At 58.0% G+C, this 11,632-nt stretch carries 13 protein-coding genes, 1 tRNA gene and 1 pseudogene; 8 read left to right on the top strand and 7 right to left on the bottom strand.

The window, feature by feature from the left end; genetic code table 11:
- Both JJD74_RS13415 and JJD74_RS13410 read left to right on the top strand, forming a co-directional pair.
- Positions 1 to 120: pseudogene (locus JJD74_RS13415) on the top strand (IS30 family transposase); the annotation flags it as partial.
- Positions 114 to 704 carry a hypothetical protein gene (locus JJD74_RS13410; RefSeq protein WP_200614531.1) on the top strand — a complete coding sequence of 197 codons (591 nt, stop codon included), beginning with the start codon at positions 114 to 116 and terminating at the stop codon, positions 702 to 704. The pseudogene JJD74_RS13415 and the gene JJD74_RS13410, both read left to right, overlap by 7 nt.
- 127 nt (positions 705 to 831) lie before the next feature.
- On the opposite strand, the gene JJD74_RS13405 is transcribed toward JJD74_RS13410, so the two are convergent.
- The 3 genes from JJD74_RS13405 to JJD74_RS13395 form a co-directional block, all read right to left on the bottom strand.
- Complete coding sequence (locus tag JJD74_RS13405) at positions 832 to 1,050, bottom strand: hypothetical protein (RefSeq protein ID WP_200614522.1); 219 nt, start codon at positions 1,048 to 1,050, stop codon at positions 832 to 834.
- A 308-nt stretch (positions 1,051 to 1,358) separates the two neighbouring features.
- Positions 1,359 to 1,568, bottom strand: a complete 210-nt coding sequence (locus JJD74_RS13400) for a hypothetical protein (protein ID WP_034156506.1) — start codon at positions 1,566 to 1,568, stop codon at positions 1,359 to 1,361.
- A 200-nt stretch (positions 1,569 to 1,768) separates the two neighbouring features.
- Positions 1,769 to 1,856 (bottom strand) — tRNA-Ser (locus JJD74_RS13395).
- A 122-nt stretch (positions 1,857 to 1,978) separates the two neighbouring features.
- Here JJD74_RS13395 and JJD74_RS13390 point away from each other — a divergent pair.
- The gene (locus tag JJD74_RS13390) at positions 1,979 to 2,650 is read left to right on the top strand and encodes a Bax inhibitor-1/YccA family protein (protein WP_007915443.1); all 672 of its coding nucleotides are present in this window, start codon (positions 1,979 to 1,981) and stop codon (positions 2,648 to 2,650) included.
- Between the two features lie 65 nt (positions 2,651 to 2,715).
- Here the strand turns inward: JJD74_RS13390 and JJD74_RS13385 are convergent, their stop codons facing one another.
- Positions 2,716 to 3,042: a YceK/YidQ family lipoprotein gene (locus tag JJD74_RS13385; protein ID WP_200614520.1), complete on the bottom strand. Its 327-nt coding sequence runs from the start codon at positions 3,040 to 3,042 to the stop codon at positions 2,716 to 2,718.
- A gap of 57 nt (positions 3,043 to 3,099) precedes the next feature.
- Entirely contained in the window at positions 3,100 to 3,537 is a 438-nt protein-coding gene (locus tag JJD74_RS13380; protein ID WP_042558961.1) for an Lrp/AsnC family transcriptional regulator, read from the bottom strand.
- A 149-nt stretch (positions 3,538 to 3,686) separates the two neighbouring features.
- Between JJD74_RS13380 and JJD74_RS13375 the strand changes: the two genes are divergently transcribed.
- A complete protein-coding gene (locus tag JJD74_RS13375) occupies positions 3,687 to 4,580 on the top strand; it encodes a DMT family transporter (protein WP_047300870.1) in 894 nt (297 codons plus the stop codon).
- 4 nt (positions 4,581 to 4,584) lie between these two features.
- Here JJD74_RS13375 and JJD74_RS13370 read toward each other — a convergent pair whose 3' ends face one another.
- Positions 4,585 to 5,625: an FUSC family protein gene (locus JJD74_RS13370; RefSeq protein WP_200614553.1), complete on the bottom strand. Its 1,041-nt coding sequence runs from the start codon at positions 5,623 to 5,625 to the stop codon at positions 4,585 to 4,587.
- Between the two features lie 46 nt (positions 5,626 to 5,671).
- Complete coding sequence (locus JJD74_RS13365) at positions 5,672 to 7,297, bottom strand: NADP-dependent glyceraldehyde-3-phosphate dehydrogenase (RefSeq protein ID WP_047300872.1); 1,626 nt, start codon at positions 7,295 to 7,297, stop codon at positions 5,672 to 5,674.
- 379 nt (positions 7,298 to 7,676) lie between these two features.
- Between JJD74_RS13365 and JJD74_RS13360 the strand changes: the two genes are divergently transcribed.
- The 4 genes from JJD74_RS13360 to JJD74_RS13345 all read left to right on the top strand — a co-directional run bounded on the left by JJD74_RS13360 (position 7,677) and on the right by JJD74_RS13345 (position 11,609).
- A complete protein-coding gene (locus JJD74_RS13360) occupies positions 7,677 to 8,039 on the top strand; it encodes a c-type cytochrome (RefSeq protein ID WP_200614518.1) in 363 nt (120 codons plus the stop codon).
- A 76-nt stretch (positions 8,040 to 8,115) separates the two neighbouring features.
- The gene (locus tag JJD74_RS13355; protein WP_200614551.1) at positions 8,116 to 9,444 is read left to right on the top strand and encodes a D-arabinono-1,4-lactone oxidase; all 1,329 of its coding nucleotides are present in this window, start codon (positions 8,116 to 8,118) and stop codon (positions 9,442 to 9,444) included.
- Between the two features lie 74 nt (positions 9,445 to 9,518).
- Positions 9,519 to 10,727: a DSD1 family PLP-dependent enzyme gene (locus JJD74_RS13350; protein ID WP_200614548.1), complete on the top strand. Its 1,209-nt coding sequence runs from the start codon at positions 9,519 to 9,521 to the stop codon at positions 10,725 to 10,727.
- A gap of 270 nt (positions 10,728 to 10,997) precedes the next feature.
- A complete protein-coding gene (locus JJD74_RS13345; RefSeq protein ID WP_196304147.1) occupies positions 10,998 to 11,609 on the top strand; it encodes a transposase in 612 nt (203 codons plus the stop codon).
- Positions 11,610 to 11,632 lie beyond the last annotated feature (23 nt).

Below are 11,632 nucleotides of genomic sequence, written 5' to 3'. Positions count from 1 at the left end.
CTGACCGTCGAAGCCGTCAATCGGACAGTAGCGAGGATCAATCTACGCCCGCGCAAGCGCTTGGGCTGGAAGACGCCGTACGAAGTGCATACAGGGGTGAGCGTTGCACTTATGTGTTGAATTCAGGAGCCGTAAATGTTGTATGGAGCAATAGCCAGCCTCCTGCAACCATCACTGTCCCCGGCACCACCGCCAATGCCGGCTTGGCATCGCTGGGATTCGTTTCCGGCACTGACACTCAGACAATCTCAGTTTCGTTGCCTAGTAACAGCGGCATTGCACAGGTTGAGGTGTGGTTGGGCAGTACCAGCATGCCAACGAATACGAGCGGACTAAACAACAACTCGTTGCAGGCTAACGGGGAGCAGTACCCGTTTAACAAATATAATCGCTACTATTCCGTGCCGCCTTCGAAATGGATGAATCTGACAATTGTTAGCAAAATCACACAGTTCATTTCGTGCCAGTTTCGCGAAGCCGCTGCAACCGTATTTGTTGTGAATGAAACGTCAAATGGCTTACTGGTCGGGCAAGTCACTAACATTGGACCTACTGCTTCGGAAAAAGGGGCAGTGACCATTGTTGCCACTCAGATTCAAAACATCAGTAATAACTTGCAGGGCGACGGTACTCAATGGGTCTGGATGGATGCAGATAGCCAGCAAGACTCAACGAGCGCCAGCATTTCATTACAATCCCTATAATCTATAGCAGACGAAGAGAAGAGCCGCGCAGGTCGCGGCTCTTTTTAGTTACCCGTGTTCGTTTTTAAATCTAGATTATTGTCGGACAATTAAAAAGTCGGCACGGTTGGTGCCTTGACGCGACTCGCTAACAACTCCGTAACCGCATAATCGCATCCGTAATCGCTTTTGCATTCGTGTCCAGGGTTTCCAGAGCTGCAATTGCGTTATCAGCAACATTGTCTGCACCAGCCCCTGAAATCCAGTTGGTAATCTCTTCAATCGCCGCACCGAGAGCATGCTGGTTGTGCAAGAGCAACGTCAACGCATCAGCAGTGGCGATGTTGCCGTCTGAATAACTTGGCATGTGGATCATCCTTGAGCGAAAGGTTCGTAAAGCCTCATTCGTCCCGCCAGGACAGATTAGCCCAAGCAATCATTTATTGAGGGCTATTTCCGCCCTAAAATGCCGCATCTATCCCATGTTGCCATTCTACAAACGTCAAAAACCACAACCCCCCGACTTTCTCTAGAAAAATAAGGGGGTTGCGTTTTTAGAGTTTGGCGGTGAAGGAGAGACTCGAACTCGCTACCTTTGAGGGCCTGTAGCCCACCTCCAAGTGCACACCCAGCTAGCTCCATTGCTATCTGCTTTACATTATCGGCCGATAACGGTCACTCGGGTGTCATCAAAACCGCAAGCGTCATCTTGATGAATTCCTCGTTCTTGTCTATTGCCCAGAGGGCGCCCCGGACGTTCTCGGCGACATCGGCCGACCCTCGCTGCTCAACCCAATTCGATAGCTCCATGATGGCGGCTTCGAGGGCGAGTTGGTTTTCGTTGATCTTGAAGAGCAGGGAAGGGAGCAGGTCTGAGTTGGGCATTTTGGTTTCCTTGGTAGCCAAAGAACCAGCGTAGCACCGTGTTACATGAAGAGTTTTTTAACGATCGGCAGGACGCCGGAGAGGGGGGAGTTTTGTAACGCGTTGCAAAAAGTTTTGTAACGCATCGGAAAAAGCCGCAAAAATCTCAGATCTCAGAAACGACAAAGCCCTGAATAATCAGGGCTTTGTCGGTACAAATATGGCGGAGGCGATGGGATTCGAACTCATGGACCTGTTACAGTCGACGGTTTTCAAGACCGTTGCCTTAAACCACTCGGCCACACCTCCGTTGCGTTGCGGGCGCCATAATACCTGAATGAAACACACTGTCAAACTCTCTGCATGGCTTGTTACAGAGCGTCTGTTATGATCTTTGCGACTGAACGTTTCAAACCAACAGGAGTGTCGCCATGCGCGAACAGGATTACGCAGTTAATAACAGCGTGCAGGCTGAGCAGCTAGAGGTTAGCCGCGTCCTGCGCAACACTTATGGTCTACTCGCTCTCACCCTCGCATTCAGCGGCGTGATGGCGTTCGTTGCCCAGCAGATGCGTGTTGGCTACCCGAACATTTTCGTGGTGCTGATTGGCTTCTACGGGCTTTTCTTCCTTACCAACAAACTTCGTGATTCCGCGTGGGGCCTGGTGTCCGCCTTTGCGTTGACCGGTTTCATGGGTTTCCTGCTCGGCCCGATCCTCAATCGTTACCTGGGCATGCAGGGCGGCGCTGAAGTGGTCAGCTCCGCGTTCGCGATGACGGCACTGGTGTTCGGTGGTCTGTCGGCTTACGTGCTGATCACCCGCAAGGACATGAGCTTCCTGGGTGGTTTCATCACCGCCGGTTTCTTCGTCCTGCTGGGTGCAACGCTGGCAAGCTTCTTCTTCCAGGTCAGCGGCCTGCAACTGGCGATCAGCGCAGGTTTCGTGCTGTTCTCGTCGGTCTGCATCCTGTTCCAGACCAGCGCCATCATTCACGGCGGCGAGCGTAACTACATCATGGCGACCATCAGCCTGTATGTATCGATCTACAACCTGTTCATCAGCTTGTTGCAGATCTTCGGCATCATGAGCCGCGATGACTGATCGCAGTCCATGAAATAACAAAAAACCCGCCTAGGCGGGTTTTTTGTTGCCTGCAGAAAAGGTGATCAATTGATCACGATGCTGCCATCGGCTTGTTGCTTATAGATCGTGTAAGGCAACAGCAGTGTGTCCAGCACCCCCGACAACGCGGCATCTACCAGCACGCCGGGCGTTTCGTTGTTGTAATTGAACGCATCGACATCATCCGGCCGCTCTGCGTGCAGCAGGCAGAAATCATAGGTCACGCCGCTGTAGATCCGCGGAACGGCTCCGCAGTGGGATTTCTTGTCTTTCAGATAGTCCGCCGCGGCTTGATCACTGCGCACTACCGTCTGCACGGTCCCGCAACCGGCGAGCATAAGCGTCGCCAACATCACTGCCTGAATTCTCATACCGCCAATCCTTAGCCGCAAAAATCTCAATCTACGCCGAACGAGGGCAAAAAGCATTCATGCCATTGGCGGGAGTCGGCGCTTGACCGGTGTCTTCTTGACGATCGCCGTGTTGGTTTCGGCCAGGTTGTTAAGGCGATCGAGCAGGGTATCCAGCTGCTCCATCGAACGTACGTGCAGGCGGGCGATGAAACAGTCCTCGCCGGTCACCTTGTCGCACTCGGTGAATTCGGGAATCGACAGAATCTGCCGCTCTACTTCTTGCAACTGCCCCGGCAGCGGCCGCACGCGGACGATGGCCTGCAATTGATAGCCAAAACACTTGGGGTCAATTTCGACGGTGTAGCCCTTGAGCACGCCGCGTTCTTCCAGTCGGCGCAAGCGTTCCGCGACGCTGGGCGACGACAGGCCACTGATTTGCGCCAAGGCCTTTAATGAACGCCGCGAATCCTCCATCAAGGCACTGATGAGGATCTGGTCGATGTCATCGGTCATGGTCAATCTCCAGCATTAGGCAATTGATGAAACCCACCCTCGATAAAAAAGGCAGAAAGCGAGTTTAGCCTGCTTTTTGCGCTGGAATGGCCCGGCGTCGGATTGGCATACTTTTGCCACGCATTCGCCAAACGCTGAGGAGATTGATGATGGACAACCCGATCCGTCGCGGCTCATTTGAAATGACCGCGGCCATGCTGATATCCGGGACGATCGGCTGGTTCGTCCTGGTTTCCGGGCAACCGGTGCTGGACGTAGTGTTCTGGCGCTGTGTGTTTGGGGCCGGCACTTTGCTGTTGATCTGCGCGATTTTCGGTTTTTTGCGCCCCGGCTTACTGACACGCACTACATTCTTGCTGGCGGTGCTCAGCGGCGTGGCGATTGTCGGCAACTGGGTGCTGTTGTTTGCGTCTTATTCCCGGGCCTCGATCGCCATCGGTACAGCGGTGTACAACGTGCAGCCGTTCATGCTGGTCGGACTGGCGGCGCTGTTCCTCCGCGAGAAAATTACCCTGCAAAAGCTGTTTTGGCTGGCAATTTCCTTTATGGGCATGCTGGCGATTGTCAGTGCCCACGGCCAGCAAGGCGATGGAGGTAGTCAGTATCTGCTGGGCATTGCTCTGGCACTGGGCGCGGCGTTTCTCTATGCGATTGCCGCGTTGATCATCAAGCGCCTGACGGGCACGCCGCCGCACTTGATTGCGCTGATCCAGGTCTGCACCGGTGTGCTGTTGCTCGCGCCGTTCGCGCACTTTTCGGCACTGCCGCAAGCGCCGAGTGCATGGGCCAGCCTGGTGACGCTGGGCATCGTTCACACTGGCCTGATGTACGTGCTGCTATATGGCGCGATTCAGAAGTTGCCGACAGCGTTGACGGGCGCACTGTCGTTCATCTACCCGATTGCAGCGATTTTCGTCGACTGGTTAGCCTTCGGTCATCGCCTGGAAATCCTGCAATGGGTGGGCGTGGCAGCGATTCTGCTGGCCGCTGCGGGCATGCAACAGGGCTGGGGTTTCAAGGCTCGGCGACTGGCTGCGCAGTAAAACGTCAAATGTTCCAGCGCGGCGCGGTTTTCGCCAGGCGCTGGCGCAACTCGCCGATGTTTGCGGCGAGTTGCCGGGTCAGCAATCGATAGCCATCCAAAGCACTATAAACCGGTGCGTCAAGGCTGGCGTCCGGCAACTCCGCTGGCCGATCCAGACGCTGCGTCGCTCCCGACTTGAGTGCGCGGGCCATACCAATCAATTGCACGCGAATCTGCCGGTGCTCGGCTTTCAACGCTGATTGCAGATGGGCCATGGCTTCGGGGTCGTTGCCGTCGGGGCGCGTGTTACCGAGGATCTCCAGTGTGCTGATGCACATGCGCAGGTTGCGCTGAATGGCATCGAGTTCGGTCATGGAAATCTTCACTTCCTTGGACACCGACGGCATCAGCGAACGCAGTTGCACCATCACCGCACCCAGGCGGCCCATCAGTTTCAGATGTTCGTCGGCGCTGACCGGTTGGCCGCTGATGATGCGTCCGTATACCGTGGCGCAATCGCGCAAGGCATCGGCCAGGTTATAGCGCCAGGAGTACACAGCGTACAGCGGCAGGGCGAAGGAAAATGCCAGCGCCAGGGCAATGCCGATCAGGATGTCGACCCCGCGCCACAGCCCATCCGTGATCGGGTTGTCGCCGTGCCCGGCGACGATAAATACGGTGATCGCCGAGAGCAGGGCGGTGTAGCCACCCTTGCCGATGGCGTGATACGAGAAGAAGCCGCACACCACGGCCATGGCAAAGTAGGTCAGCCACGGCATGCCGAGCCACGCCTCCTGCGCCACAAGTAACAAACCGACGCCGGCACCGATCAAGGTGCCGGTGGCGCGTTCGGCGGCTTTTTTGCCGATGTTGCCGTGGTGCTGCAAACCGCCGATGACCACCAGCATGGTCACCGATGCCCACTCGCCATGAGGCAGGTTGATGCCGGTGGTCAGCAGGATGGTTGCCAGCAACCCCAATGCCACCCGCACCGCGTGGATCAGTCGGGCGTGGCGGTAGCGCCGGTACGGGTCCAGCAGCGGACGCAGGATTCGGCGCAACAGCGGTGGCAGTCGGTGGGTGCTGAACGTACTCAGTGCAAGGTCCTCGTCAGAAGATGTAGTCGGTGGTCAGGAAGCTCGAATCGCGTCCGCGAATGATCTCGCTGATCAGATCCTTGTTGCTGTCCTGGTATTTGGTGGCCACCAGCGTGCGGATCGAAAACACCCGCAGCGCATCGTGTACCGACAGCGTGCCTTCGGCGGAGTTCTTGCGGCCGTTGAACGGATAAGTGTCCGGGCCACGCTGGCATTGGGCGTTGAGGTTGATCCGGCCGACCTGATTGGCGAACGTGTCGACCAGCCGTCCGACGGCCACCGGGTTGGTGCCGAAGATGCTCAACTGCTGGCCGAAGTCCGATTCCAGCACGTAGTCGATCACCGTATCGAGGTGACGGTACGGCACGATCGGCACCACCGGGCCAAACTGTTCTTCCTGATACACGCGCATCTGCGGGTTCACCGGGTACAGCACCGCCGGGTAGAAAAACGACTCGCGCGACTCACCGCCATTCGGGTTGACCACTTCGGCACCCTTGCTGCGCGCATCCGCGACCAGCCCATGTAGATAATCGACCTTGCCCGACTCCGGCAGCGGTGTCAGTGACACTCCGCTGTCCCACGGCATGCCCGGTTTCAGCGTGGCCAGTTTGGTGTTGAATTTTTCGATGAAGCTGTCGACCACGTCCTCATGGACAAACAGTATTTTCAGCGCGGTGCAGCGCTGGCCGTTGAACGACAGTGACCCGGTGACCGCCTCGCTGACGGCGTTGTCCAGATCGACTTCCGGCAGGACGATGCCGGGGTTCTTCGCATCCAGCCCCAGTGCGGCGCGCAAGCGGTGCGGTTTTGGGTGCAGTTTCTTCAGGTCGCTGGCGGCCTTGTTGGTACCGATGAAGGCGAAGATGTCGATCTTGCCGCTGGCCATCAGTGCGCTGACCGTTTCGCGGCCGCTGCCGTAGATGACGTTGATCACACCGGTAGGGAAGCTGTCGCGGAATGCTTCGAGCAATGGGCGAATCAGCAGCACGCCAAGCTTGGCCGGTTTGAACACTACGGTGTTGCCCATGATCAGCGCCGGAATCAGCGTGGTGAAGGTCTCGTTCAGCGGATAGTTGTAGGGGCCCATGCACAGCGCCACGCCGAGCGGCACGCGGCGAATTTGCCCGAGCGTGTCCTGCTCCAGTTCGAAACGGCTGGAGCGGCGGTCGAGTTCTTTCAGCGCATTGATGGTGTCGACGATGTAATCGCAGGTGCGGTCGAACTCTTTTTCCGAGTCCTTGAGGTTCTTGCCGATTTCCCACATCAGCAGCTTGACCACTGCGTCACGCTGCTGGCGCATGCGCCCGAGGAACGCTTCAACGTGCTGGATGCGTTCGGCCACACGCATGGTCGGCCACAGGCCCTGGCCACGGTCGTAGGCGCGGACGGCGGCGTCCAGCGCGGTGAGGGCAGTGTCGGCGTCGAGCAGGGGTGTGCTGCCGAGAATCACTTGCTCATCGCCATTGTCGCCGTGCAAATAGACCGGGCTGCGAACCGTTGCGAGCGGGCCGTCCCAGCGGCGCAATTCACCGTCGACCAGGTATTCGCGTTGCTCGACCTGACCGTCGAGGCGGTATTTTTCCGGGATGTCGCTGACAGAAGGGAACAGGTTGCCAAGGATGTTTGCTGTGGTCATGTCGCTACCCCGTGTTGATGTCCGCGTGCAGATCAAAAAGTCTGTACAGGTTATACGCCTGAATGCGGCGAAATTTAAACCCGTAAATGTCACTCGAATGTCACGCAAAGGCGCAGAACAGAGGGGCTAGCAACACCGCGAACTATGTGGGAGCTGGCTTGCCAGCGATGTGGCCGGTACTTTCATTATCTTCATTGACTGACACACCGCTATCGCTGGCAAGCCAGCTCCCACAGGGTTTTATGGTGTGCCCAATACTGAGGTGAGCCCAACTGGCCGTCGAAGTCCCCCTCGCTGTCCCGCAATGCCCTCAAGTCTCTGGCGTCGCTGTCTTAAGGTGTGATCACAACAATAAGTGGGGCCACCCTTGAGGATCGTTATGCGGGCAATCCCGATCACTTTGCTGCTGGCGTTGGCCACGATGCTGCACGGATGCGGCGACGATGCCAAACCGGCGGTCACTTCCAGCATCGCCAGCAGCGCTACCCCGTCTGACCCGGCACTGGCGCAGATCTACGCCAACAGTTGCCAACTCTGTCACGCCAACCCGGCCGCCAATGCGCCGCTCACTGGCGACCGCAAAGCCTGGGCGCCGCGCATCCAGCAGGGCGCCGACACGCTGCTCGATCACGCCATCAACGGCTACAACAGCATGCCACCGATGGGCCAGTGCGTTGAGTGTTCGCAAGAGCAGTTCCTGCAATTGATCGGCTTCATGGCCGACCAGCCTCTTCCAGAATAAGGGTGCGCGCATGACGATGGATCTGACACGGCGTCAGTTGTTGCAACGGGCGAGCATTGTTGGCGCATTCAGTGCGTTGGCGAGCAACCCGGCATTGGGCCAATTGATGCGCGCGCCACGGCTGATCCCTTGGCGCAACTGGTCGGGCGCGCAGAGCTGCCTGCCGGCGGCGCGTCTGGCGCCGAAAAATCTGGATGAGCTGACGGCAGTGATTCGTCAGGCTCAAGGCACGATTCGTCCGGTCGGCTCGGCGCATTCGTTCAGCGCCCTGGTGCCCACCGACGGCACGCTGTTGTCGTTGAGCTACTTCACCGGGCTGCTCGATCACGACCCGAAAAACCTGCAGGCCGAATTCGCCGCCGGCACACCGATGTCGCGCATGGGCATGCCCCTCAAGGACGTTGGCCAAGCGCTGCAAAACATGGCCGATATCGACTATCAGACCCTCGCCGGCGCGATTGCCACTTCGACCCACGGCACCGGCAAAAACTTCCAGTCCTACTCGGCCCACGTCTGCGGCATGCAGTTGGTGACGGCTAGCGGCGAGGTGCTGGACTGTGACAGTCAGCGCCATCCTGAGGTGTTCAATGCCGCCCGCGTATCCCTCGGTGCACTTGGTGTGGCAACAAAAATTCGCCTGCAGAACCGCCCGGCCTATCGCCTGCGCGAACGCCAGTGGATCGCTAAAACCGAAGAGCTGCTGGAAGACCTCGACACCAATACCCGCGAAAATCAGCACTGGGAAATGCTCGTGGTCACCCATTCCGACTACGCCTTGTCCATCGCCCTCAATGAAACGGACGACCCGGCCACGCCGCCGATCAGTCCCGAAGAGGAGGGCGGCAACGAATTCGTCACCCTGATTGAAAAGATTGACAAGTACGCCAGCGATTTTCCCGAGCTGCGCCGTACTATGCTCAACAGCCTGCGGCATCTGGCGAGTTTCGATGACCGGGTCGGCGACTCGTTCGACATCTATGCCAACGTGCGCACCGTGCGCTTCAACGAGATGGAGTACTCGGTGCCTGCCGAACACGGCCCGGCCTGCCTGCGCGAGATTCTCAAGCTGATACATGACAAGGACCTGCGCACCTGGTTTCCCATCGAGTATCGCTACGTCAAGGCCGACGACATCCCGCTGAGCATGTTCGAGGGGCGCGACAGCTGTTCGATCTCGGTGCACCAGCATTACCAGATGGACCATCACAATCTGTTCGCCGCCGTCGAGCCCATCTTCTGGAAATACAACGGCCGCCCGCACTGGGGCAAGTTGCACACGCTCAACGCGAAAAACCTGCAACCGCTGTACCCGCGCTGGCGTGAGTTTGCCGAGGTGCGCCAGGCGCTTGATCCGAGCGCGCGGTTTCTCAATGCGCATTTGTCGTCGATTCTGGGGGTGAGCTGATGGCGGTCAATCGACGTAACTTTGTGCTTGGCACGTTGGGGGTCGGGGCTTTATTGGTGGGCGTCGGCGCGTGGTTGCGGCCGGGGGATCGCGGTGAGCCCTATAGCGACTATTTCCGGGCGCTGAATAAAGAACTGAGGGAAAAGGGGCCGATGCGCCCGGTGCTACTGATCGATCTGGATCGTCTCGATCACAACATCGACGTGGTCATGCAATCGGTCAAACGTGGCGGCAAGCAGTTGCGATTGGTGGAGAAGTCTCTGCCATCGCCAGGGTTGCTCAGCTATATCGCGCAACGTGCCGGCACGCAAAAACTGATGTCGTTTCATCAGCCGTTTCTCAATCACGATGCGGTGACGTTTGCGCAGTCGGATATCTTGCTCGGCAAACCGTTGCCGGTGCGTTCGGCCGAGCTGTTTTATCAGATCCACAAAGGCCCGTTTGATCCTGCCAGGCAGTTGCAATGGCTGCTCGACAGCCCTGAGCGTTTGCAGCAGTACCTGGCGCTGGCGCAGGGTTTGGGCACGCGGATGCGCATCAACATCGAGCTGGATGTGGGCCTGCATCGCGGCGGGGTCAGTGACGTGAGCGTGCTGGGGCATATGCTCGCGTTGATCAGTGCCAACCCGCAGCACCTGCAGTTTTCCGGGTTCATGGGTTACGACCCGTTCGTGGGCATGGGTGTGCCGGGGATTCTGGGCTCGCCCGAGGAATTGTTTGCCAGGGTCATGGTGATTTATCAGCGCTGCGTTGATTTCACCCGCCAGCAATTTCCGGGGTTGTGGCATGACGGTTTGTGCCTGAACACCGCTGGCAGCCCGAGCTATCGCATCCATGAAAAGGAAACCCTGAGCACGGAAGTTTCAGTCGGTACGGCAATGCTCAAGCCGACGCACTATGATCTCCCGTCCCTGGTCGATCATGTACCGGCCACTTACATTGCCACGCCCGTGCTGAAAAGCACCGGAGCGGTCAACATCCCGGCGCTGGACGACAAGTCGAAACTGTTCTCGTGGTGGGACCAGAATCAGCGACAGACCTTTTTCATCTACGGCGGCAACTGGATGGCCGAGTTCGAATCGCCGCAGGGACTGCAAAGCAACAGTGTTTACGGCCGCAGTTCGAATCAGGAAATGGTCAACGGCTCGGATGCGGTGGGCCTGAAGATCGAGGATCAAGTCTTCCTGCGCCCGACCCAGACCGAAGCCGTCCTCCTGCAATTCGGTGATTTGCTGGCGGTGCGTGGCGGCAAGATTGTTGACAGCTGGGCGGTTTATACCTGACCCCAACCCACCGTAAATCCCTGTGGGAGCGAGCCTGCTCGCGAAAGCGTCCTGTCAGTCACCCTCTAGTTGACTGGCACACCGTATTCGCGAGCAGGCTCGCTCCCACAGGTTTAGTGTCGTCTGTTAAATCTCGAGCAATTCTGTAATGAAGCTTTTATGACAAAAGTTCGGTAGCCCATCGCCTGTCCGGTCATGCCTATGTAACGCGCTTGAGGGCCCCAACGGGGCGCTTTTCACAAGCCGAGGCGGGACGCCGGGAGTGAGGCAGTGGGGACTATGGAACGCTACTCGAAAGTGGGCATGCAGGAACTCGATCAACGCCTGTCGAAGATCGTCGAAGCCGCGCGCAAGAAGCCGGTTTCGGTGTATCGCTACGGCGCGCCGTGGGTCTGGATCGTCTCGCAGGATGACTGGCAGGGCGCCTTGAAAGAGGTGTCCAGCTACATTCCGCCGGGCCATTCACTGGTTTTGCTGCGCCCACAGATCGAGGACTTGCTCGATACCCACCGCGACGTTCTGCACGACCTCAATGCCGAACCCGGCATGCTCATTCCCGCGCAAACGGTCATGCACATCCTGCTCCTGCAACTGCTGTATTCGGTGCCCAGCGAACAGCAGCTCTATGAACAGCTGAGTTACAACCTGCTGTTCCGCTGGTTCGTGGGCCTGGGCCTGAACCAGAAAGTCTGGAGTTTCAACGTCCTCAGTCGCGACATCGCCACGCTGCTCAACAACCCGCGTGCGGTGCAACTCATCCAGAAAATCATCGGCGAAGTGTTCTGCGGCGCCTTGCTGCAAATGCCCGAGTTCTCCTTGAACTTCGCGCTGTTGCACACCTGGCTCGGCAAACATGCCGGCGCCTCGATAGCCAATAACTGATGCAACAGGGCGTTTGAACGCCG

This window comes from Pseudomonas sp. MF6776 (assembly GCF_016613125.1).
Taxonomy (GTDB): domain Bacteria; phylum Pseudomonadota; class Gammaproteobacteria; order Pseudomonadales; family Pseudomonadaceae; genus Aquipseudomonas; species Aquipseudomonas iridis.
The sequence above is the reverse complement of the archived record's forward strand: the minus strand, read 5'-3'. Positions and strand labels throughout refer to the sequence as shown.

What these genes read in the sequence shown, in the direction of transcription:
- JJD74_RS13405 (WP_200614522.1), bottom strand. Translation starts at nt 1,050, where the DNA reads ATGCCAAGTTATTCAGACGGCAACATCGCCACTGCTGATGCGTTGACG.
- JJD74_RS13400 (WP_034156506.1), bottom strand. Translation starts at nt 1,568, where the DNA reads ATGCCCAACTCAGACCTGCTCCCTTCCCTGCTCTTCAAGATCAACGAA.
- JJD74_RS13390 (WP_007915443.1), top strand. Translation starts at nt 1,979, where the DNA reads ATGCGCGAACAGGATTACGCAGTTAATAACAGCGTGCAGGCTGAGCAG.
- JJD74_RS13385 (WP_200614520.1), bottom strand. Translation starts at nt 3,042, where the DNA reads ATGAGAATTCAGGCAGTGATGTTGGCGACGCTTATGCTCGCCGGTTGC.
- JJD74_RS13380 (WP_042558961.1), bottom strand. Translation starts at nt 3,537, where the DNA reads ATGACCGATGACATCGACCAGATCCTCATCAGTGCCTTGATGGAGGAT.
- JJD74_RS13375 (WP_047300870.1), top strand. Translation starts at nt 3,687, where the DNA reads ATGGACAACCCGATCCGTCGCGGCTCATTTGAAATGACCGCGGCCATG.
- JJD74_RS13365 (WP_047300872.1), bottom strand. Translation starts at nt 7,297, where the DNA reads ATGACCACAGCAAACATCCTTGGCAACCTGTTCCCTTCTGTCAGCGAC.
- JJD74_RS13360 (WP_200614518.1), top strand. Translation starts at nt 7,677, where the DNA reads ATGCGGGCAATCCCGATCACTTTGCTGCTGGCGTTGGCCACGATGCTG.